Source organism: Streptomyces sp. NPDC002793 (assembly GCF_040295485.1).
GTDB lineage: Bacteria > Actinomycetota > Actinomycetes > Streptomycetales > Streptomycetaceae > Streptomyces.
On sequence record NZ_JBEOVL010000003.1, the window covers coordinates 20,656 to 42,114 of the forward strand.

The following is a 21,459-nucleotide window of genomic DNA, read 5'->3' on the forward strand; positions in this document are numbered from 1 at the left end:
CCTGGCCACGCCCCCGTGCGGGCTAGCGTGACGGTGTGCCCTACTTCGACGCGGCTTCCTCCGCCCCCCTGCATCCCGTCGCCCGCCAGGCGCTGCTTGCCTCACTGGACGAGGGGTGGGCCGATCCGGCCAGGCTCCACCGCGAGGGGCGGCGGGCCGCGCTGCTGCTCGACGCGGCCAGGGAGACCGCGGCGGAAGCAGTCGGCTGCCGTCCGGACGAGCTCGTCTTCACCTCGTCCGGCACCAGGGCCGTGCACTCGGCCGTGGCCGGAGTTCTCTCCGGGCGTCGGCGTGTCGGGCGCCACCTGGTGCTCTCGGCCGTCGAGCACTCCTCGGTCCTCCACGCGGCCGCGGCCCTCGACGCGGAGGGCGGCTCGCACACCGAGGTGGAGGTGGACCGGACCGGGGCGGTGGACCCCTCGGCGTTCGGCCGGGCCCTCCGCCCGGACACCGCGCTGGCCTGTCTGCAGTCCGCCAACCACGAGGTGGGGACCGTGCAGCCGGTGGCGGAGACCGCCGAGATCTGCGCCGGGGCGGGAGTGCCCCTATTGGTGGACGCCGCGCAGTCCCTCGGCTGGGGACCCGTACCCGGCCGGTGGTCGCTGATGGCCGCGAGCGCCCACAAGTGGGGAGGACCGGCCGGGGTCGGGCTGCTCGCGGTGCGCAAGGGGGTACGGTTCGCGCCCCAAGGCCCCGTCGACGAGCGGGAGTCGGGCCGCGCCACCGGCTTCGAGAACATCCCGGCCGTCGTGGCGGCCGCCGCCTCCCTGCGGGCGGTGCGCGCGGAGGCCGAGGCGGAGGGTGCCCGGCTGCGCGCCCTGGTGGACCGGATCCGGGCCGCGGTGGGGTCCTCGGTACCCGATGTGGAGGTCGTCGGCGATCCGGTACGCCGGCTGCCGCACCTGGTCACCTTCTCCTGTCTCTATGCCGACGGGGAGACCGTGCTCCTGGAGCTGGACCGGGCCGGATTCTCCGTGTCGTCGGGATCGTCCTGCACGAGCAGCACCCTGACGCCCAGCCATGTCCTCAAGGCCATGGGGGTGCTCACGGAGGGGAACGTCCGCGTGTCGCTCCCGGCCGGGACGACGGACGAACAGGTCGACGGCTTCCTCGACGCGCTGCCGGGCGTGGTGTCCGAGGTACGGGAGCGGCTCGGCGCGCCCGCCTCGACGACGTCCTCCCCCGCGCCGCGGGCCTCACTCGTGGTCGACGCGCTGGGCAGGCGCTGCCCGATTCCGGTGATCGAGCTCGCAAAGGTGATCGGAGAGGTACCCGTGGGCGGCACGGTGACGGTCCTCTCGGACGACGAGGCCGCACGCCTCGACATCCCGGCCTGGTGTGCGATGCGCGAGCAGGAGTACGTGGGCGAGGAGCCGACGGACCGTGGCTCGGCCTATGTGGTCCGCCGACTCCTCTGAGCCGTATGCCCTAGGAGAGGTGCTTCCTGACCTCGGACGCCGCCTCGTCCCCGTATGCCTTGGTGAAGCGGTCCATGAAGGAGTTCCGGCGCAGCGTGTACTCCTGCGTGCCGACCGTCTCGATGACCAGGGTCGCGAGCATGCAGCCGACCTGGGCGGCGCGTTCCAGGCCCACTCCCCAGGCGAGGCCGGAGAGGAAACCGGCCCGGAAGGCGTCGCCGACGCCGGTCGGGTCGGCCTTGCGCTCCTCCTCGGCGCAGCCGACCACGATGGGGTCCTGGCCGGCACGGTCGATGCGGACACCGCGGGCGCCGAGGGTGGTGACGCGGTGGCCGACCCTGGACAGGATCTCCTCTTCGCTCCAGCCGGTCTTGGACTCGATGAGCCCCTTCTCGTACTCGTTGGAGAAGAGGTACGTCGCGCCGTCGAGGAGGATCCGGATCTCCTCACCGTCCATCCGGGCGATCTGCTGCGAGAAGTCCGCGGCGAACGGGATGCTCCGCGAGCGGCACTCCTCCGTGTGGCGGAGCATCGCCTCGGGGTCGTCGGCCCCGATCGAGACGAGGTCGAGGCCGCCGACGCGGTCGGCGACGCTCTTGAGCTCGATCAGCCGGGCCTCGCTCATGGCGCCCGTGTAGAAGGAGCCGATCTGGTTGTGGTCCGCGTCCGTGGTGCAGACGAAGCGCGCCGTGTGGAGGACCTCGGAGACCCGGACCGAGCCGGTGTCGACGCCGTGCCTGTCGAGCCAGGCGCGGTAGTCGTCGAAGTCGGAACCGACGGCGCCCACGAGGATCGGCTGGGTGCCGAGCACGCCCATGCCGAAGGCGATGTTCGCGCCCACGCCGCCGCGGCGCACGTCGAGGTTGTCGACCAGGAAGGAGAGCGAGACCGTGTGCAGCTGGTCCGCGACCAACTGGTCGGCGAATCGGCCGGGGAAGGTCATGAGGTGGTCGGTGGCGATGGAGCCGGTGACTGCGATACGCACGGGAGGCTGCTCCTGCGGAAGGCGAAGGGAACGCGCGAGCGCGCCCTCCGGGACGGCGTGACAATTCACGCTACCCGGTGACGCCACCGTGCCCGAAAGGGCAAAACTACCTGATAGTAGGTCTTTCTACCTGGCTCTCCCCTGCGTACGGTGCGGATATGTCGAACAACATCGTTCCGAGTGAGTCCGAGATGAGCCTGGCCGAGCTGCGCGGCGACTGCGCGCGGATGGCGCCGCACTGGGCCGTGCCCGCGAAGACGTCCACGAAGCCGGTGGAACCCTCCCGCATCCACGGGGTCACGGTGCCGCCGTCCTCGGCCCGTCTGATCGACGCCATGTCCGACTACGGGGACTGATCCGGCCCTCCTCGGGCGGCTCCCGCCGCCCGGACGGTGGAACCACGCGCTCCCCCGGCCCGTCCCACCGGTGTCCCCGCCCCGGGGGCGGATGAGGGGCCGGTGACGGCCCAGGCAGCCGAAGGAGCGATCCGGTGAGCAGCGAGCGACCCGAGAATGACGTGACCGGCCCCCGGCGGCGGCGTTCGCCGCTCGCCGTCGCCTCGGTGGCGGCGGCCGTGCTGCTGGCCGGGGGTGGCGGTGCGTACTGGGCGTCGCACACCTCGGGCGAGTCCGGCCCGGGCCTCCTCCCCGACCCGGGGACCGCTTCGCCTCCCCCGCTGTCGCTCGACGCCTCGGCGCCCCCGCCGGGTGTCGCACCGGGTGAGCCGGATCCCCAGGGCGGCGGGACCGTCCACCGCGCCTCGGGCGGGCTCCCGGACGGCCCGGACGCGGCCGCCGTCCACCGCGCGACGGGCACCGTGACCTCGGCCGAGGTGGCACGGCTCGCGAAGGCGCTCGGGGTGCGGGGCACACCGCACACGGACGGCACGACATGGAAGGTGGGCAGCGACGGCGACGGCTCCGGGCCGGTGCTGAAGGTGACCGAGCAGGCGCCCGGGACATGGACGTTCGCCCGGTACGCCTCCGGTGGCGCGGATGCCTGCGAGTCGCCCGGGGTCTGCTCGAAGAAGGCGACGCCGGGCACCGGCTCCGGCTCCCCCACCGGCGAGAAGGCCGCGAGGGCGGCTGCGGTACCGGTCCTGAAGGCCGTGGGACAGGACGGCGCCGAGCTCGACACGGACCAGCTGATGGGTTCCGTACGTGTGGTGAACGCCGATCCCGTGGTGGGCGGACTGCCGACGTACGGCTGGTCGACCGGGATCCAGGTGGGCGCCGGGGGTGAGATCGTCGGCGGCAGCGGGCATCTGAAGGGCCTGGCGAAGGGCGCCGGCTATCCGGTGACCGGCGCGGACGAGGCGCTGGACCAGCTGAACGAGGAGGGCCGGAAAGCCGCGCGGTCCGGCATCGGCGGCTGCGCCACCCCGGTGCCGCTGGGCAAGGGCGGGCCCGGCTCGCCGGAGACCGGCTGCGGTGCGGCGGGCGGGAGCGAGCCGGCCGCCACGGTGACGGTCGAGAAGGCCGAGTTCGGGCTCGCCGCGCAGTACGCCGACGGGGAGCAGCTCCTCGTCCCCTCGTGGCTCTTCTCCGTACGGCCCGAAGGGGGCGGCCCCCTCCACACGGTCGCCCAGGTCGCGGTGGACCCGGACCACCTGGCTCCGGGGAACGCCGAGCCCTCTCCTGAGCCCACGAAGGAGCCGGGCGGTTCGGGCGCGGGGATCATCTCGTACAGCTCGGACGGCCGGACGCTGGAGGTGACGTTCTGGGGCGGAGTGTGCAGCACCTACACGGCCCGCGCCACCGAGGACGGTTCGGCGGTGCGGGTCACGGTCGACGAGTCGAAGCCGGATCCCGGCAAGGCCTGCATCATGATCGCCGAGGAGATCACCCGGAAGGTGACGCTGGACGCGCCGCTGGACGGGCGCGAGGTGATCGACGCGGGGTCGGGCGAGACGGTGCCCCGCGCCTGAGATCCGTACCCGGACACGACAGCGGCGGCGCTCCCGGAAGGGGGCGCCGCCGCTGTCGTACGGCTCGGAGGCTCAGCTGAAGGAGTCACCGCAGGCGCAGGAGCCCGTGGCGTTCGGGTTGTCGATCGTGAAGCCCTGCTTCTCGATGGTGTCCACGAAGTCGACGGAGGCGCCGCCCAGGTACGGGGCGCTCATCCGGTCGGTGACGACCTTGACGCCGCCGAAGTCCTTCACGACGTCCCCGTCGAGCGAGCGCTCGTCGAAGAAGAGCTGGTAGCGCAGGCCCGAGCAGCCGCCGGGCTGAACGGCGACGCGCAGCGCCAGGTCGTCCCGGCCCTCCTGCTCCAGCAGGGTCCTGACCTTGTCTGCGGCGGCGTCGGACAGGAGGATGCCGTCGCTCACGGTGGTGGTCTCGTCCGATACGGACATCTGCTTCTCTCCCGGGGTTGTACGGACTGCTTGCCGACGGTCCAACCATCGGGGCCGCGGATTCATTCCGGGCCAGGCGCGTGTCTGTTCCCTTCATGCTCGCACACCGGGTGCGCGGCGGGATGCGTCACATCGACGCTATCGGCATCGTCAAGCCGACATGAAGCGGTTATGATAGATAACGTCAATTAGACGAAAAGGCTTTTCGCAGAAAAGAAAGGGTGCGTGTCGTGACCACCGCCCAGCCCCTGGATGTCCAGCCCACGCCCCTCGCCCTTCTGCTGCTCGGCCGCGAGGCCGACCCGCGGAGCGAGCGCGGGGTCGAATGCCCGGGCGACCTGCCCTCGCCGTCCGACCCGGACCTGGTGGAGCGGGCCCGTGCCGCCAAGGAGAAGCTCGGGGACAAGGTCTTCGTGCTCGGCCACCACTACCAGCGCGACGAGGTCATCCAGTTCGCGGACGTCACCGGCGACTCCTTCAAGCTCGCCCGGGACGCGGCGGCGCGGCCCGAGGCGGAGTACATCGTCTTCTGCGGCGTGCACTTCATGGCCGAGTCCGCGGACATCCTCACGGGCGACGACCAGAAGGTCGTCCTGCCGGACCTGGCCGCCGGCTGCTCGATGGCCGACATGGCCACCGCGGAGCAGGTCGCCGAGTGCTGGGACGTGCTGACGGAGGCGGGAGTGGCCGACCAGGTCGTACCGGTCTCGTACATGAACTCCTCCGCCGACATCAAGGCCTTCACCGGCAGGCACGGCGGCACGATCTGCACCTCGTCCAACGCGAAGCGGGCCCTGGAGTGGGCCTTCGAGCAGGGCGAGAAGATCCTCTTCCTGCCCGACCAGCACCTGGGCCGGAACACGGCCGTGCGGGACATGGGGATGACCCTGGAGGACTGCGTCCTTTACAACCCGCACAAGCCGAACGGCGGCCTGACCGCCGAGGAGCTGCGCGACGCGAAGATGATCCTGTGGCGCGGGCACTGCTCGGTGCACGGACGCTTCTCGGTGGAGTCCGTCAACGACGTACGGGAGCGGATTCCGGGCGTCAACGTGCTGGTGCACCCGGAGTGCAAGCACGAGGTCGTGGAGGCCGCGGACCAGGTCGGCTCGACGGAGTACATCATCAAGGCCCTGGAGGCGGCGCCGTCCGGCTCCAAGTGGGCGATAGGCACGGAGCTGAACCTTGTGCGCCGGCTGGCGAACCGTTTCGCCGCCGAGGACAAGGAGGTCGTCTTCCTCGACAAGACGGTGTGCTTCTGCTCGACGATGAACCGGATCGACCTGCCGCACCTGGTGTGGACGCTGGAGTCGCTGGCCGAGGGGAACCTCGTCAACCGGATCCAGGTCGACCCGGAGACGGAGAAGTTCGCGAAGCTGGCGCTGGAGCGGATGCTGGCCCTCCCGTAGCTCCCGTAGCTCCCGTAGCTCCCGTAGCTCCCGCAAGGACAGGGAAGGGCCCCCGACGCCGTGGTGCGGCGTCGGGGGCCCTTCCTGCGTGACCTCGCGGGGGCCCGTCAGGCCTTCGCGGGCTCCGGCTCGGCGGAGGCGGTCTCCTCCGCCGTCTCCGGGGCCGTCGTGCCGGACTTCGCCTCGCGCCTGTCCGCCTTCCTCTTCGCGCGGCGCTCCTTGCGGAGCTCGACCATCGCGTAGAGCGTCGGCACCAGGAGCAGCGTCAGCAGGGTGGAGGTGATCAGGCCTCCGATGACCACGAGGGCCAGCGGCTGGGAGATGAAGCCGCCTTCGCCCGTGACGCCGAGGGCCATCGGGAGCAGGGCGAAGATCGTCGCCAGTGCGGTCATCAGGATCGGGCGCAGCCGGTGGCGTCCGCCCTCCATGACCGCTTCGATGACACCCATGCCCTGGGCCCGGTACTGGTTGATCAGGTCGATCAGCACGATGGCGTTGGTCACCACGATGCCGATCAGCATCAGCATGCCGATCATCGCCGGGACACCCATGGGGGTGCCGGTCGCGACGAGGAGGCCGAGGGCACCCGTCGCGGCGAAGGGGATGGAGACCAGCAGGATCAGCGGCTGGATGAGCGACCGGAAGGTGGCGACCAGCAGGATGAAGATGATCGCTACCGCCGCCAGCATGGCGAGGAGCAGCTTCATGACGGCCTCCTCCTGGTCCTGGGTGACGCCGCCGATGGCCGCGGTGGCGCCGCCGGGGAGGTCCAAGGCGTCGATCTTCTTCTTGAGCTCCGCGCTGATCGCGCCGGTGTCGTCGACGGTCGGCGTGGCGGTGACCGTCGCGGCGCGGTTGCCGTCGATGCGGGTCGTCGTGACCGGTCCGGGCACCAGTTCCACGTCGGCGACGTCGCCGAGCTTCACGGGGCCGAGCGGCAGGGCCTTCAGCTCGGCCAGGGTGGTGGCCGGGTGCGAGGACCTGACGACGATGTCGCGCTCGGCGTCGTCCATCAGGGCCGTGCCTGACGGGGTGCCGCGTACCGCCCCGGCGACCATTCCGCCGAGGGTGGTCTGGTCGAAACCGGCGGCCGCGGCCTTGTCGTTGGCCTTGACGGAGATGCGCGGAATGCTCTGTGCCAGGTCGCTCTGGACGTCGGTGACGTCCTTGAGCTCGGCGACCTCGGCGCGCACCGTCTCGGTCGCCTTCTTCAGGACGTCCGACTCGGAGGCCTTGACGATGACGCTCAGGTCCTGGGAGGCGAAGTCGTTGGCGGCCGCGATCGTCGTCTCGCCGACGCCGTCGAGCTCGCCGAGGGCCTCGTCGATCCGCTTCTCGGTCGCCGCGTAGTCCGCCGAGTCCTCAAGAGTGATCTGGTACGACGCCTGGTTGGCTCCCGAGCCGCCGCCGAAGGCCGCCATGAAGCCGGAGGATCCGACGGTGACCTGGTAGTCCTTGACGCCCTCGTCGGCGCCGATGACCTTCTCGACCTTCCGCGCGGCCGCGTCGGCGGCCTCCAGGCTGGTGCCGGGGGTCAGCTCCTGCCTGACGGTGAGGACGTCCTGCTCACCCGCCTCGAACAGGGTCGTCTTCAGCAGGGGTGTCAGGCCGAAGGTACCGAGGAGCACCACGAGCGCGATGACGATGCTGGCGGCGCGGCGGCGGGTGGCGAAGCGGAGCACCGGGACGTACATCCGCTGGAGCTTGCTGGCCGCCTCCTTCTCCTCCGCCTCGCGGCGGGCCTCCTCCGGGTTCTCTGTGACGCCCTCGGGCACGCGCAGGAACCAGAACGACAGGACCGGGACGACGGTGAGGGAGACCAGCAGCGAGGCCAGAAGGGCCGCGGTGACGGTCAGTGAGAACGAGCCGAAGAGCTCGCCGACCATGCCGCCGACCAGACCGATGGGCAGGAAGACCGCGACGGTGGTGAGCGTGGACGAGGTGATCGCGCCGGCGACCTCCTTGACGGCGGTGATGATCGCCGACTGGCGCTCCTCGCCGTATCCCAGGTGCCGCTTGATGTTCTCCAGGACGACGATCGAGTCGTCGACGACCCGGCCGATCGCGATGGTCAGCGCGCCGAGGGTCAGCATGTTCAGCGACAGGTCGCGGGTCCAGAGCACGATGAGCGCGAGGACGACGGAGAGCGGGATGGAGACCGCGGTGACCAGCGTCGAGCGGATCGACGCGAGGAAGACCAGGATCACGACGACCGCGAAGAGCAGGCCGAGCGCGCCCTCGGTGGTGAGACCGGAGATCGACTTGGAGACGGCGGGGCCCTGGTCCGAGACCACGGTCAGCTCGGCGCCCGCGCCGAGGTCCGCTCGCAGGTCGGGCAGCTTGTCCTGGACGGCGTCCGAGATGGCGACGGCGCTGCCGTCCTGGTCCATCGTCGCCATCACGGCGAGGCTCGGCTTGCCGTTCGTACGGGTGAGGGAGACCGCGGTGGCGGGCTCCTGCTCGACGGTGGCGATGTCCCCGACCCTTACCGGCTTCCCCGCCTTGCCCGTCACCGGGTCCTTCGCGGAGACCTTCAGGTCCTCGATCTGCTGGAGGGAGCCGAAGGCGCCGCCGACCTGGATGGTGCGGCTCTTGCCCGACTCGGAGAAGGCGCCTGCCGGGAGGGTGGCACCGCCCGCCTGCAGCGCCTGGGAGAGCGAGGCGGTGTTCAGGCCGGCCGCGGCGAGCTTCCTGTCGTCGGGGACGACGGAGACCTGGAGGTCCCTGACACCGTCGACGGTGACCTGGCCGACGCCTTCGATGCCCTCGAGCGCCGGGACGACCGTGCGGTCGAGCTGGTCGGCGAGGGCCTGCTGGTCCTTGTCGGAGGTGACGGCCAGGACGACGGTGGGCAGGTCGTCGGTCGAGCCGGCGATGACCTGCGGGTCGACGTCCTCGGGGAGCTGGCTGCCCGCCCGGTTCACGGCCTGCTGGATGTCCGCGACGAGCTGCTTGGTGCCCTCGTCGCCGAAGTCGAAGCTCGCCATGACGACGGCGCTGCCCTCGGCGGCGGTCGAGGTGATGCCCTCCACGCCGTCGACGGCCTTGATGGCGTTCTCGAGGGGTTCGACGACCTGCTTCTCGACCACGTCGGGGGACGCACCCTGGTAGGGGGCCAGCACCGACACCATCGGGAGTTCGATGGTGGGCAGCAGTTGCTGCTTGAGCTGCGGTATCGCGATCGCCCCGAAAACGAGCGCGACGATCGAGATCAGCCCGACCAACGCTCGTTGCGCGAGGCTGAATCTGGACAGCCAGGACATGGGTGGGTCTCTCTTCTGTGGCGTACGCGGCAGATGGCGGCTGTTCGGTGCTCACTCCGGTGTGCACAACGGACACAGCCCGCCCGTCTATACGATCGCCGGTCCCCTGAGCGAAAACGTCGCCCCCCGGGCTGCTTTCTCGCCCCTCGCATACCGCAGCTGGAGTAGCCGGACCTCCACCCGCTACTCCGCCCTCGGGCGGACCAGGCCCGATTCGTAGGCAATGACGACCAATTGTGCACGGTCGCGGGCACCCAGTTTCGCCATCGCCCGGTTCACGTGGGTCTTCACCGTGAGGGGGCTGACGACGAGCCGTTCGGCGATCAGGTCGTTGGAGTGCCCGCCCGCGACCTGGACCAGCACCTCACGCTCGCGCCCGGTGAGAGCGGCGAGCCGCGCGGAGTACTCAGCGCCGTCCGAGCCCTCGGCCGCGCTGCCGCCCTGCGCGAGGAAGCTGGCGATGAGGCCCTTGGTCGCGGCCGGGGAGAGCAGCGCCTCACCGGCCGCGGCGACTCGGATGGCGTTGAGCAGTTCGTCCGGTTCCGCGCCCTTGCCCAGGAAGCCGGAGGCACCGGCGCGCAGGGACTGCACCACGTACTCGTCCACCTCGAAGGTGGTGAGCATGACGATCCGTACGCCCGCCAGGTCCGGGTCCGCGCTGATCATGCGGGTGGCGGTGAGCCCGTCGGTGCCCGGCATCCGGATGTCCATCAGCACGACGTCGGCCCGGGTCGAGCGGGCCAGTTCCACTGCCTGCGCGCCGTCGGCGGCCTCGCCGACGACCCGCATGTCGGGCTCCGAGTCGACCAGCACCCGGAACGCGCTGCGCAGCAGCGCCTGGTCGTCGGCGAGCAGCACCGTGATGGGCGTCATGCGCGTCCCCCCGTCGTCTCCGCCGCGCCCGGCCCCTCCGGCGCACGTGTGCGGGACGTGACGGGCAGGATCGCATGGACCCTGAATCCGCCTCCGTAACGGGGCCCCGCAGTGAGGGTGCCGCCGAGGGCGGTGACGCGCTCACGCATGCCGATCAGGCCGTGCCTGCCGCCGTCGGCCGGAGCGGGGCGGGGATGCGAGCCCGTGCCGTTGTCGAGCACGGTGATCTCCGCGGTCCCTCCGACGCGTACGACGCTCACCTCGGCCTTCGCGGCGGCGCCCGCGTGCTTGCGCACGTTGGTCAGCGCCTCCTGGATGATCCGGTAGGCCGCGAGGTCGACCGCCGCGGGCAGCGGGCTGTCCGGGTCGGTGCGGGCCACCTCCACGGGGAGCCCGGCGTTACGGAAGGTGCCGACCAGGGTGTCGAGGACGGCGAGCCCCGGAGCCGGCTCCGTGGGCGCCTCGGGATCGCCCGACTGGCGCAGCAGCCCGACCGTGGTCCGCAGTTCGTTGAGGGCCGAGCGGCCGGCCTCCCGCACGTGGGCGAGTGCCTCCTTCGCCTGGTCGGGGCGCTTGTCCATGACGTGGGCCGCGACCCCAGCCTGGACGTTGACCAGGGCGATGTGGTGGGCGACGACGTCGTGCAGGTCCCGGGCGATCCGCAGCCGTTCCTCGGCGACCCTGCGGCGGGCCTCCTCCTCGCGGGTGCGCTCCGCGCGTTCGGCCCGTTCCCTGATCGCGTGGATGAACGCGCGTCTGCTGCGTACCGCGTCACCGGCGGCACCGGCCAGGCCGGTCCAGGCGAGGACACCGAGGTTCTCCTGGCTGTACCAGGGCGTCGAGCCGTCCGCCATCGCCGCGACGGCGAGCACCCCCATGGTGAGCAGGCCGGCCCGCCAGGTGGTGGGGCGGTCGGTGCTGGCGGCGACGGTGAAGAGGGCGACGACCGCGCTCACCACGACGGGGGCGGGCGGGTCCATCAGGACGAACTCGGCGACGGACAGCAGCCCGGTCACGGCGAGCACGGCCATGGGCCTGCGCCGGCGCAGGACGAGAGCCCCGGCGGCGAGCACCATCAGCAGCACGCTCGACGCCTCGGGCTCCCGCACTCCGAAGACGGGTCCGTGGCTCGGGTCCGGCTCGGCGAACGACGCGCAGATCATGCAGGCGAGCACGGCCGACGCGAGGCCGGTGTCGAAGGCGAGAGGGTGGCCTCGCAGCCAGCGGCGGGGGCGCACGAGCCCGTTTCCGAGGGGGGTCACGTCGAGCTACGGTACGGCCTGCCGCCGACGGGGCGGCGCGGAACCGCGTCGGAGCACGGTGTGCGATCCACGATGCCCAGCGACGGCGGGGCCGTCGCTGGGCATCGTGGGGAGCGTGGAGCGGTGTGCCCGGTCAGCCGGGGATCAGCCCGTCGTCACGGAGCATGGAGCGCACCTCTTCGAGCGTGGCGTCGGGTGACGGCAGGATCAGTTCGGACGGCTCCAGGGAGTCGTCCGGGAGCGGCGAGCCGAGCTCGCGCACCTTGTCCAGAAGCGCGTGGAGCGTGGTGCGGAAGCCGGGTCCGTCACCGCTCTCCATCTCCGCGAGGAGGATGTCGTCGAGCTCGTTCAGCTCGGCGACATGACTGTCGGCCAGTTCGACCTGGCCCTCCCCCATGATCCGTACGATCATGACGCCGCCCTCACTGCTTGTCGAACCTGTGCGGGGACTGCTGCGACTGCGGTGCCGTGCCCTCGGCGCCGCCCTCGATGGCCTGCTGCTGTCCTGCGGAACCGCCTGCCAGCTCGGCCTTCATGCGCTGCAGCTCCAGCTCCACATCCGTACCACCGGAGATCCGGTCCAGCTCGGCGGCGATGTCGTCCTTCGCCGTGCCGGACGCGTCGTCGAGAGCGCCGGAGGCCAGCAGCTCGTCGATGGCTCCGGCGCGTGCCTGGAGCTGCTGGGTCTTGTCCTCGGCCCGCTGGATCGCCAGGCCTACGTCGCCCATCTCCTCGGAGATGCCGGAGAACGCCTCACCGATCCGGGTCTGGGCCTGGGCCGCGGTGTAGGTGGCCTTGATGGTCTCCTTCTTGGTCCGGAAGGCGTCGACCTTGGCCTGCAGACGCTGGGCCGCGAGAGTGAGCTTCTCCTCCTCGCCCTGCAACGTCCGGTGCTGCGTCTCCAGATCCGTGACCTGCTGCTGGAGGGCGGCGCGCCTGGACAGCGCCTCGCGTGCCAGGTCCTCGCGACCGAGCGCGAGCGCCTTGCGGCCCTGGTCCTCCAGCTTGGACGACTGTCCCTGCAGCTGATTCAGCTGAAGCTCCAGCCGCTTGCGCGAGGTCGCCACATCGGCGACGCCGCGGCGCACCTTCTGAAGCAGCTCCAGCTGCTTCTGGTACGAGTAATCGAGGGTCTCGCGCGGATCCTCGGCCCGGTCAAGGGCCTTGTTTGCCTTCGCGCGGAAGATCATTCCCATACGCTTCATGACACCGCTCATGGGCTTCGCGCGCCCCCTTCTGACGGACTGAGCTCCGGCACTCCAACAGAACCCACAGTACGGGCCCTGTCTCTATTACCGCACTGTTCGGACGCGGATGTGCTCCTACCCAAGGACGACTGCCGCCCGTGACCGCTCCCGCCCAGGGTGTAGACGAACATCAGGGAAAGCGTCGGCGACGTCCGTTCTGCCCCTGTCGGCACGCATTTCAGGACGCAGGCGTTGCCGGATCGTTCCCGGCCGGTCTCCGGTAGTCCCGGCCGACCCCGTACCCTTGGGTTTTGTGTTCCGTAGCCGCTCCAAGGAAGAGAAGGCCCCCACCGGCAAGGTGACGGCGGACCTCTCCAAGACGCCCCGCGACCCTCAGGCTCCCAAGGGTCGCCCCACCCCCAAGCGCAGCGAGGCCCAGACGCAGCGCCGACGTGCCTCAAGCGGTGCGCCGACCGACCGCAAGGAGGCCGCCAGGCGCCAGCGCGAAGCGCGCCGCGCCGACATGGCCCGGCAGCGGGAGGCGCTCGCATCGGGCGACGAGCGCTACCTGCCCGCGCGTGACAAGGGCCCCGTGCGCCGCTACGTCCGCGACTTCGTGGACTCGCGCTTCTGCATCGCGGAGTATTTCCTTCCGCTCGCGGTGATCATCCTGATCCTCAGCGTGATCCAGGTCCAGAACATCCAGAACATCTCGCTGCTGCTCTGGCTCGGCGTGATCGTGCTGATCGTCGTGGACTCCATCGGCCTCGGGTTCCGTCTCAAGAAGCAGCTGGCCCAGCGCTTCCCGGACACCCCGAAGCGCGGTGCGGTGGCCTACGGCCTGATGCGTACGCTCCAGATGCGCCGACTGCGGCTTCCGAAGCCGCAGGTCAAGCGGGGAGAGCGGCCCTGAGCACGGAGATCTCCGGCTTCACGGGGGTCTCGTCCCAGTGGCTCGACGGGCTCGGCGGACTCCGCAACACGGTCCGCCAGGAGCTCGTCGCCCGGCAGCTCGACGAGCAGATAGCGGCGCGCTTCCCCGTGGGGCAGCGGCTGCGGGTGCTCGACGTGGGCATGGGCCAGGGCACCCAGGCCCTGCGTCTGGCGCGGGCCGGGCACTCCGTGACGGGCCTGGAGTCCGACGGCGAGATGCTGCGGTCGGCCCGGGAGTCCCTGGCGGGCGAGCCCGAGGGCATCCGCGAGCGGATGCGCCTCATCGAGGGCGACGGCCGTGACACCGGCGTGCACTTCCTGCCCGGCAGCTTCGACGTGGTGCTCTGCCACGGCGTGCTGATGTACGTGTCCGAGCCGGACGCGCTGCTGGCCGGCCTGGCCCGGGTGCTGGCCCCCGGAGGGCTGCTCTCGCTGCTCGTGCGGAACGCGGACGCCCTGGCGATGCGGCCGGGCACGGCCGGTGACTTCGGCGCCGCCCTCGCCGCGTTCGACACGGACACGTACACCAACCGGCTCGGCCTGGACGTCCGCGCGGACCGGCTCGTGGTGCTGCGGGCCACCCTCGCCGGGATCGCGGCCCCGCTGCACGCCTGGTACGGCGTACGGGTCTTCACGGACAACGTGAGCAACGACGCGGAGCTGCCCGGCCCCGAGGAGCTGGCCCGGGTGTTCGCCGCCGAGGACCGGGCCGGCCGCACCGATCCGTACCGCGGGGTCGCCGCACTGCTGCACCTGTGCGGCGTACGCGGCTGACGTCCGGCACGGGGCACGCCGCCGTACGCCTGATCGGCCCACCAGCGCAGGCCGACCGCGGCGCGCCCTGGCGATACTCCGGGCATGGACGCAACCCCTTCCCGCACTCGGGTACGCCGCTCCCTCATGCCCCTCGCCGCCGGTGTCTGCGCGCTGGCCCTGGCAGGCGGCTGCGCCGGGCCCGGCCCCGCCCCGTCCGCCGCTCCGGCCCAGCAGGCGGCGGCCCCACGGGCCGCGGGCGATCTGGAGGAGCGGTACCAAGCCGTCATCGAGGACGTACTGCCCTCCGTCGTGCAGATCGGCGCCGCGGACGGGCTCGGTTCGGGCATCGTCTACGACGACAAGGGCCACATCGTGACGAACGCCCATGTCGTGGGCGAGGAGAAGAGCTTCGACGTCAGCGTCGCCACGGGCGAGAGGGCGCTCAAGGCGTCCCTGGTCTCCTCCTACCCGGAGCAGGACCTGGCCGTGATCAAGCTCGACGACCTGCCCGACGGGCTGCGGGCCGCGGAGTTCGGGAACACCGAGGAGGTCGAGGTGGGGCAGATCGTCCTCGCGATGGGCTCCCCGCTCGGGCTGTCCAGCAGCGTCACCCAGGGCATCGTCTCGGCCGTGGGGCGGACCGTCAGCGAGGGCCGCTCGGGCGGCGGCACCGGCGCGACACTCGCCGACATGGTGCAGACATCGGCGGCGATCAACCCGGGCAACAGCGGTGGCGCGCTGGTGAACCTCGACAGCAAGGTGATCGGCATCCCGACCCTCGCTGCCACGGATCCCCAGCTGGGTGGCAGCGCGGCGCCCGGTATCGGGTTCGCCATCCCCGTCTCCATGGTGCGGACGGTCGCCGACCAGATCATCGAGTCCGGCAAGGTGACCGACTCGGGCCGGGCGGCTCTGAACATCACGGGCCGCACCGTCGTCGACGACGAGTACCAGCCGGCCGGAGTCGCGATCGTCAGTGTCGAGAAGGGCGGGGCCGCGGAGAAGGCCGGTCTGCGCGCCGGGGACATCATCACCCGGATCGGCGACACCCGGATCACCACGATCACCTCGCTCTCGGAGGCCCTGGCGGGCGACGAGCCGGGCCGGAAGATCAGGGTGACGTACACGCGGGGGGACGCGGCGAAGACCGCCGAGGTCACCCTGGGTGAGATCTGAGGCCGCCGGGAACGGCACGGGCACGGGAGGGTGGCCCGCCCGGACGACGGCCGGGCGGGCCTGTGGGCCTCAGTCGGCCTGGAGGCTCATCGGGCCGTAGATCCTCGTCGCGTCCTCGAAGAGCGTCACCTGGTCCGCACCGCCTTCGAGGAGCTCCTTCCAGAACTCACCGATCCAGGACTCCGCGTCGCCCTGGGTCGTGAACTCCTCCGGCTGCAGCGCCGGCTCCGTCTCCGTACCGTCCGACTTCTCGAACCGCCACGTCCACGCCATGTCCGCCTCCTGGGTCGCGTTGCTCCTCGAAGACTAGTGGGTGTCCCGGGCGCGCAGGTGGTACATGGACACGGGAGGATCAGAGCGTGGAACTGACACTGCTCGGCACCGGAGCCCCCGACGGGCTGCCGCGGCCCGACTGCCCGTGCGCCGTCTGCGCGTCCTCCCGCGGCGTGGGAGCGCGCGCCGCGACCGCGCTGCTCGTGGACGACGCGCTGCTGCTGGACCTCACCCCGGGCGCCGTGTTCGCCGCGGCCCGCGCGGGCCGCTCGCTCGCCTCCGTACGGCAGGTGCTGCTGACCCACCCCCACGACGGGCCCGCGATGGAGCTGCCCGCCTCGCTCCCGCCCGCGGGGCGGGTCCCGGACGGCCAGGAGCTGACGCTGATCAGCGGACACCGGATCCGGGCCGTGTCGATGGACGCGCCGGGCACCGGTTACGAGGTGACCTCCCCGGACGGCGAGCGCCTGCTCTATCTGCCGCCCGGGGCCTCCCCCGCCGGTCTGGCCGACCGGCGGGCGGAGCCGTACGACATGGTGGTGTGCGATGTGATCGCACGGCCGGACGCCGTGGCCAGGCTGCGGGCCGTCGGGGCCGTGGGACCCGCCACCGAGGTGATCGCCGTCCATCTGGACCACGACGCGCCGCCCGGCGCCGAGCTGGACCGCCGGCTCGCCGCGGGCGGGGCGCGCGCCGTGCCGGACGGGACGACGGTGCCGGTGGGCGCCTACCACGCCGTCCCCGAGGTGCCCCGGCGCACACTGGTCACCGGCGGGGCCCGGTCGGGGAAGTCGGTGGAGGCCGAACTGCGTCTGGAGACCTTCCCCGAGGTGGTGTACGTGGCCACGGGCGGCCGCCGCGCGGGCGACGCCGAGTGGGAGGCCCGGATCGGACTGCACCGGGAGCGGCGGCCCGCCGCGTGGCGCACCGAGGAGACCTGCGAGCTGACGGGCCTGCTGGAGGCGGACGGACCGCCCCTGCTGATCGACTGTCTGTCGCTGTGGCTGACGGACGCGATGGACCGGGTGGGCGCGTGGGACGACGGCCGGTGGGCGGAAGACGGGGCGGAGAAGCTCCGCGAACGGGTCGCCGAACTGGTCCGCGCGGTGCGCGGGACACGTCGTACGGTCGTCGCCGTGACCAACGAAGCCGGCTCGGGCGTGGTCCCGGCGACGGCCTCCGGGCGGCGTTTCCGGGACGAACTGGGCCGTCTGAACGCCGCGTTCGCCGCCGAGTGCGAGCAGGTGCTGCTGGTCGTGGCGGGCCGGGCGCTGGTGCTGCGGGGCTGAGTCGGGGCGGGCGCGATCCACGGGTGCGGTGAGGAGCGCCGGGTACTGTTCCGCACAGGAGCCCTCCGGCGGGCTCCGGCCCACCCAGCGCCGACCCGCGAGGCAGAACCCCGTGAATCTGGACGACTTCTCCGACCTGATCGAACGCCCCGACGGGGGTGTACGGCGTGATGCCGAGGAACGCCGGGAGCGGCTGACCGTTCCCGTCGGCGCGCTCGGCCGGCTCGACGAGCTGGGCGAATGGCTGTCGGCCGCCCAGCAGTCGGTGCCCGTCAAGGCGATCGAGCGGCCGCGCGCCGTGCTGTTCGCCGGTGACCACGGGGTGGCGGAGCTGGGGGTGTCCGGCCGGGCCGCCGGAACCGCCCACGAGCTGGTGCGGGCGGCCCTGGACGGTGCGAGCCCCGTCGCCGTGCTGGCACGGCGCTTCTCCGTCCCCCTGCGGATCGTGGACGCCGGTCTGGACTGCGACCCGGAGCTGCTGCCCGACACCGTCGTACGCCACCGGGTGCGGCGCGGCAGCGGCCGGATCGACGTCGAGGACGCGCTGACGGCCGAGGAGGCCGAGCAGGCGGTACGGCTCGGGATGCGCGTCGCCGACGAGGAGGCCGACTCCGGCACGGACCTCGTGGTGCTGGGCGACCTGAGTGTCGGTGGTACGACGGCGGCCTCGACGCTGATCGCCGCCCTGTGCGGCACGGACGCCTCGGTGGTGACGGGGCGCGGCGGTGCGGGCATCGACGACCTGGCGTGGATGCGCAAGTGCGCGGCGATCCGGGACGCGCTGCGGCGGGCCAGGCCGGTCCTCGGCGACCAGCTGGAGCTGCTGGCCGCCGTGGGCGGCGCGGACCTGGCGGCCATGACGGGATTCCTGCTGCAGAGCGCGGTGCGCCGGATGCCCGTGGTGCTGGACGGCGTGGTCTCGGCGGCCTGCGCGCTGGTGGCCCAGCGGGCGGCCTTCCGGGCTCCGGACTGGTGGCTCGCGGGGCAGCTCAGCGGCGAGCCGGCGCAGCAGAAGGCGCTCGACCGGATGGCGTTGACCCCGCTGCTGGATCACGGGGTGACGGTGGGCGAGGGAAGCGGGGCCCTGCTGGCGCTGCCGCTCGTCCAGGCCGCCGCCGCGCTGGCGGCGGAACTGCCCGAGCGCGCGCCGGCACCCGCCGTGGAGGACGCCGGGGAGCCGGCCGGTGACACCGAGGCGGCGGACTCGGTCGTCTGAGCCCTCGAAGGGGCGAGGCGCCGTGCCCCGGCGGCGGGGCGTCAGGCCCCGTCACCCGGCCGGGAAACCGGCAGCGGGCCCTTCGGGGGCGGTGGTGGAGCCAGTGACCCATGCCACCCCCACCCGAAGACCCCCAATCGCGGCTTTCGGACCACTTTGACCGATCCGGCGTGCCACCTCACCGGCTAGCCTGCGCGCGGTGACCTCCCTGAACAGTCATGGTGTGCGTTTCGCCTTCGGCACCCTGACCGCGCTTCCCGTCCGCGTCTCCCGCTGGGACCGTACGACCGCCCGCTCCGGCATGCTGTGGGCCCCGCTCGCCGGACTCGCCGTGGGCCTGCTCGCGGCCCTCCCCGGGGTGCTGCTCCTGCTCGGCGGGTCCGGGCCGCTGGTGGCGGCGGTCGCCTCCGCCGCGCTTCCCGCAGCGCTGACCCGCGGGCTGCACCTGGACGGGCTGGCGGACACCGCCGACGGGCTCGGCAGCGCCAAGCCCGCCGAGGACGCGCTGCGGATCATGAAGCAGTCCGACATCGGCCCGTTCGGCGTGATCACCCTGCTGTTCGTGCTGCTGGCCCAGGTCGCGGCACTCTTCGAGCTGTACGGCCGCGGCTGGGCGGACGGCGCCGTGGGCACGGTCGCCGCGGCCGTCACGGCCCGGCTCGCGCTCACACTGGCCTCGCGCCGCGGCGTCCCGCCCGCCCGCCCGGAAGGCCTCGGCGCGGCGGTCGCGGGCACCGTCCCGCCCGGCGGCGCGGCGGCCGTGGCCGGCGCGGTGGTCGTGTGCTGCGCGGCGGCGGGCGCACTGCTGGGCGGTCACGGCGCCGCGCTGCACCTCGCGCTCGCCGCCCTGGCGGGCCTGGCGGCCGCCCAGCTGATGCTGGGTCACTGCGTACGGCGCTTCGGCGGGGTGACGGGCGATGTGTTCGGCGCGCTGGAGGAGACGGCCGGCACGGTGGCCCTGCTGGCGCTGTCGCTCGGCTGACGAGGGTGCGGGGCGCCGGACGGGAGAGCGGTGGGGCTCCGTACCCGTACGGCCCGCCCCCGTGAGCCCGGACCACGGGCGCGCGTAGGCTCGTCAACGGCGCATTGCGGCGGAATCCACGATGCGCCGGGGCACGGCCGGCCACCCCTCGGCCGGCACAGACCCGGCACACAACTCAACGGAAGCGAGAATTCACCACCGTGACAGCTCTCACTCTCAGCACCTCGGGTGCGGCGACGCTGCGCGCCGACGCACTCGTCGTCGGTATCGCCAAGGGCACGGGGTCCAAGTCCGGGAACCTGGTCGTCGCACCGGGCGCGGAGGCCGTGGACAAGGCGTTCGACGGCAAGCTCGCCACCGTCCTGGAGACCCTGGGCGCCTCCGGTGCCGAGGGCGAAGTGACCAAGCTCCCCGCCCCGTCCGGTCTCAAGGCCCCGGTCGTCATCGCGGTCGGGCTCGGCCCGGCCCCGTCGAAGGGCGACGCGTACGACGCCGAGGCACTGCGGCGGGCCGCGGGCAGCGCCGCGCGTGCGCTGAAGGGTTCGAAGAAGGCCGGTTTCGCGCTGCCGACGGAGTCCGCCGAGGACGCCGGGGCCATCGCGGAGGGCGCCCTGCTGGGCGCGTACGCCTTCACCGCCTACCAGGGCGGCGAGAACAAGCTCGCCCCCAAGGGCGCCAGGTCCGACGTGAAGCTTCCGCTCGGCGAGGTCGCCCTGCTCGGCACCAAGCCGCGTGACAAGGCCTTCAAGGCGGCGGCCGAGCGCGCCGCGGCGGTCACCGAGGAGATCAACCGGGCCCGCGACCTGATCAACACCCCGCCGAACGACCTGTACCCCGAGTCCTTCGCCGCCGTGGCCACCGCGGTCGGCAAGGAGCACGGCGTCAAGGTGCAGGTGCTGGACGAGAAGGCGCTCGTCAAGGGCGGCTTCGGCGGTCTGCTCGGCGTCGGTCAGGGCTCCACGCACGGCCCGCGCCTGGTCAAGCTGTCCTACACCCACCCCAAGGCGGAGAAGACGCTCGCCCTGGTCGGCAAGGGCATCACCTACGACTCGGGCGGCATCTCGCTCAAGCCGGCCGGTCACAACGAGACGATGAAGTGCGACATGAGCGGCGCGGCCGCCGTGTTCGCCGCGGTCGTCTCCGCGTCCCGCCTCGGCCTCCGGGTCAACGTCACCGGCTGGCTGGCCCTCGCCGAGAACATGCCGTCCGGCAACGCCACCCGCCCCGGTGACGTGCTGCGGATGTACAGCGGCAAGACCGTCGAGGTCCTCAACACCGACGCCGAGGGCCGGCTGGTCCTCGCCGACGCGCTGACCCGCGCCTCCGAGGAGAAGCCCGACGCGATCGTCGACGTCGCGACCCTGACGGGCGCGATGGTCCTGGCCCTCGGTAACCGCACCTTCGGCGTGATGGCCAACGACGACGCCTTCCGTACGTCGATCCACGAGATCGCCGAGGAGGTCGGCGAGGCCTCCTGGCCGATGCCGCTCCCCGCCGACCTGCGCAAGGGCATGGACTCTCCGACCGCCGACATCGCCAACATGGGCGAGCGGATGGGCGGCGGCCTGGTCGCCGGCCTCTTCCTGCAGGAGTTCGTGGGCGAGGGCATCGCCTGGGCGCACCTGGACATCGCGGGCCCGGCCTTCCACGAGGGCGCGCCGTACGGCTACACCCCCAAGGGCGGCACCGGTTCCGCGGTCCGCACCCTGGTGCGGCTGGCGGAGCGCACCGCGGACGGCGACCTCGGCTGAGTCCGGGAGGCGGGGTCCACGCGTGGACCCCGTGCGGACTGTTCGCCCGCGGCGTGAACGGCTCCGGGCACGTGTCCGGGGCCGTCAGTCGTGTACCGGTGGCTCTGACCAGCATATTTCCGGAAATTTAGACGTATCGGTAACCGTCCGGACCGGGTCTCGGTCCGACTCGGAGCAGGGGCCCGCGTCCCGTCCGGACTCAACAAGTGCGAAGATGGGTTCTCGGCAGGACAGGGCCCCCACCACAGGGCCGAATAACGCAAGCGGCCGAACACCAGCCGACCGGCCGGTCACACCCCAGCGACGGGGCCCGGCGTACGGCGCACATGC

Annotated in this window: 19 protein-coding genes; 11 read left to right on the forward strand and 8 right to left on the reverse strand. The window is 72.2% G+C overall.

What is annotated here, in order from left to right; genetic code table 11:
* Window positions 1-35: 35 nt before the first annotated feature.
* Window positions 36-1,418 carry a cysteine desulfurase/sulfurtransferase TusA family protein gene (locus ABT001_RS03380; RefSeq protein ID WP_351271636.1) on the forward strand — a complete coding sequence of 461 codons (1,383 nt, stop codon included), beginning with the start codon at window positions 36-38 and terminating at the stop codon, window positions 1,416-1,418.
* 10 nt (window positions 1,419-1,428) lie between these two features.
* Here ABT001_RS03380 and ABT001_RS03385 read toward each other — a convergent pair whose 3' ends face one another.
* Window positions 1,429-2,403: a carbohydrate kinase family protein gene (locus ABT001_RS03385; RefSeq protein WP_351271639.1), complete on the reverse strand. Its 975-nt coding sequence runs from the start codon at window positions 2,401-2,403 to the stop codon at window positions 1,429-1,431.
* Window positions 2,404-2,561: 158 nt separating this feature from the next.
* Between ABT001_RS03385 and ABT001_RS03390 the strand changes: the two genes are divergently transcribed.
* Both ABT001_RS03390 and ABT001_RS03395 read left to right on the forward strand, forming a co-directional pair.
* Window positions 2,562-2,759 carry a hypothetical protein gene (locus tag ABT001_RS03390; protein WP_351271641.1) on the forward strand — a complete coding sequence of 66 codons (198 nt, stop codon included), beginning with the start codon at window positions 2,562-2,564 and terminating at the stop codon, window positions 2,757-2,759.
* A gap of 134 nt (window positions 2,760-2,893) precedes the next feature.
* Window positions 2,894-4,330, forward strand: a complete 1,437-nt coding sequence (locus ABT001_RS03395) for a hypothetical protein (protein ID WP_351271644.1) — start codon at window positions 2,894-2,896, stop codon at window positions 4,328-4,330.
* 72 nt (window positions 4,331-4,402) lie between these two features.
* Here the strand turns inward: ABT001_RS03395 and ABT001_RS03400 are convergent, their stop codons facing one another.
* Window positions 4,403-4,759, reverse strand: a complete 357-nt coding sequence (locus ABT001_RS03400) for a HesB/IscA family protein (protein WP_056784314.1) — start codon at window positions 4,757-4,759, stop codon at window positions 4,403-4,405.
* A 221-nt stretch (window positions 4,760-4,980) separates the two neighbouring features.
* On the opposite strand from ABT001_RS03400, the gene nadA reads away from it, so the two are divergent.
* Window positions 4,981-6,168 carry a quinolinate synthase NadA gene (nadA, locus tag ABT001_RS03405; RefSeq protein ID WP_351271647.1) on the forward strand — a complete coding sequence of 396 codons (1,188 nt, stop codon included), beginning with the start codon at window positions 4,981-4,983 and terminating at the stop codon, window positions 6,166-6,168.
* A 107-nt stretch (window positions 6,169-6,275) separates the two neighbouring features.
* On the opposite strand, the gene ABT001_RS03410 is transcribed toward nadA, so the two are convergent.
* The 5 genes from ABT001_RS03410 to ABT001_RS03430 all read right to left on the reverse strand — a co-directional run bounded on the left by ABT001_RS03410 (window position 6,276) and on the right by ABT001_RS03430 (window position 12,771).
* A complete protein-coding gene (locus tag ABT001_RS03410) occupies window positions 6,276-9,431 on the reverse strand; it encodes an efflux RND transporter permease subunit (RefSeq protein WP_351271649.1) in 3,156 nt (1,051 codons plus the stop codon).
* Between the two features lie 183 nt (window positions 9,432-9,614).
* Complete coding sequence (locus ABT001_RS03415) at window positions 9,615-10,304, reverse strand: response regulator (protein WP_351271652.1); 690 nt, start codon at window positions 10,302-10,304, stop codon at window positions 9,615-9,617.
* Window positions 10,301-11,566 carry a sensor histidine kinase gene (locus tag ABT001_RS03420; protein ID WP_351271655.1) on the reverse strand — a complete coding sequence of 422 codons (1,266 nt, stop codon included), beginning with the start codon at window positions 11,564-11,566 and terminating at the stop codon, window positions 10,301-10,303. The genes ABT001_RS03415 and ABT001_RS03420 overlap by 4 nt, the downstream gene beginning before the upstream one ends.
* 133 nt (window positions 11,567-11,699) lie before the next feature.
* Entirely contained in the window at window positions 11,700-11,978 is a 279-nt protein-coding gene (gene pspAA, locus ABT001_RS03425) for a PspA-associated protein PspAA (protein WP_351271658.1), read from the reverse strand.
* 10 nt (window positions 11,979-11,988) lie between these two features.
* Complete coding sequence (locus ABT001_RS03430) at window positions 11,989-12,771, reverse strand: PspA/IM30 family protein (protein WP_351271661.1); 783 nt, start codon at window positions 12,769-12,771, stop codon at window positions 11,989-11,991.
* A gap of 295 nt (window positions 12,772-13,066) precedes the next feature.
* Here ABT001_RS03430 and ABT001_RS03435 point away from each other — a divergent pair, with 295 nt between their 5' ends.
* The 3 genes from ABT001_RS03435 to ABT001_RS03445 all read left to right on the forward strand — a co-directional run bounded on the left by ABT001_RS03435 (window position 13,067) and on the right by ABT001_RS03445 (window position 15,618).
* The gene (locus ABT001_RS03435; RefSeq protein WP_351271663.1) at window positions 13,067-13,666 is read left to right on the forward strand and encodes a DUF3043 domain-containing protein; all 600 of its coding nucleotides are present in this window, start codon (window positions 13,067-13,069) and stop codon (window positions 13,664-13,666) included.
* Between the two features lie 8 nt (window positions 13,667-13,674).
* Window positions 13,675-14,460: a methyltransferase domain-containing protein gene (locus ABT001_RS03440; protein ID WP_351272409.1), complete on the forward strand. Its 786-nt coding sequence runs from the start codon at window positions 13,675-13,677 to the stop codon at window positions 14,458-14,460.
* Window positions 14,461-14,544: 84 nt separating this feature from the next.
* Window positions 14,545-15,618: a S1C family serine protease gene (locus ABT001_RS03445; protein ID WP_351271666.1), complete on the forward strand. Its 1,074-nt coding sequence runs from the start codon at window positions 14,545-14,547 to the stop codon at window positions 15,616-15,618.
* A gap of 69 nt (window positions 15,619-15,687) precedes the next feature.
* Here ABT001_RS03445 and ABT001_RS03450 read toward each other — a convergent pair whose 3' ends face one another.
* Window positions 15,688-15,891, reverse strand: a complete 204-nt coding sequence (locus ABT001_RS03450; RefSeq protein ID WP_351271669.1) for a hypothetical protein — start codon at window positions 15,889-15,891, stop codon at window positions 15,688-15,690.
* Between the two features lie 86 nt (window positions 15,892-15,977).
* Here ABT001_RS03450 and ABT001_RS03455 point away from each other — a divergent pair, with 86 nt between their 5' ends.
* From ABT001_RS03455 to ABT001_RS03470, 4 genes are all read left to right on the forward strand, one after another.
* Complete coding sequence (locus tag ABT001_RS03455) at window positions 15,978-17,180, forward strand: bifunctional adenosylcobinamide kinase/adenosylcobinamide-phosphate guanylyltransferase (protein WP_351271672.1); 1,203 nt, start codon at window positions 15,978-15,980, stop codon at window positions 17,178-17,180.
* A 112-nt stretch (window positions 17,181-17,292) separates the two neighbouring features.
* Window positions 17,293-18,396 (forward strand): nicotinate-nucleotide--dimethylbenzimidazole phosphoribosyltransferase, encoded by a 1,104-nt coding sequence (gene cobT / locus ABT001_RS03460; protein ID WP_351271674.1) that lies wholly within the window; start codon window positions 17,293-17,295, stop codon window positions 18,394-18,396.
* 199 nt (window positions 18,397-18,595) lie between these two features.
* Window positions 18,596-19,378, forward strand: a complete 783-nt coding sequence (locus ABT001_RS03465; protein WP_351271677.1) for an adenosylcobinamide-GDP ribazoletransferase — start codon at window positions 18,596-18,598, stop codon at window positions 19,376-19,378.
* Between the two features lie 200 nt (window positions 19,379-19,578).
* Entirely contained in the window at window positions 19,579-21,129 is a 1,551-nt protein-coding gene (locus tag ABT001_RS03470) for a leucyl aminopeptidase (protein WP_351271680.1), read from the forward strand.
* The last annotated feature ends 330 nt before the right edge of the window (window positions 21,130-21,459 follow it).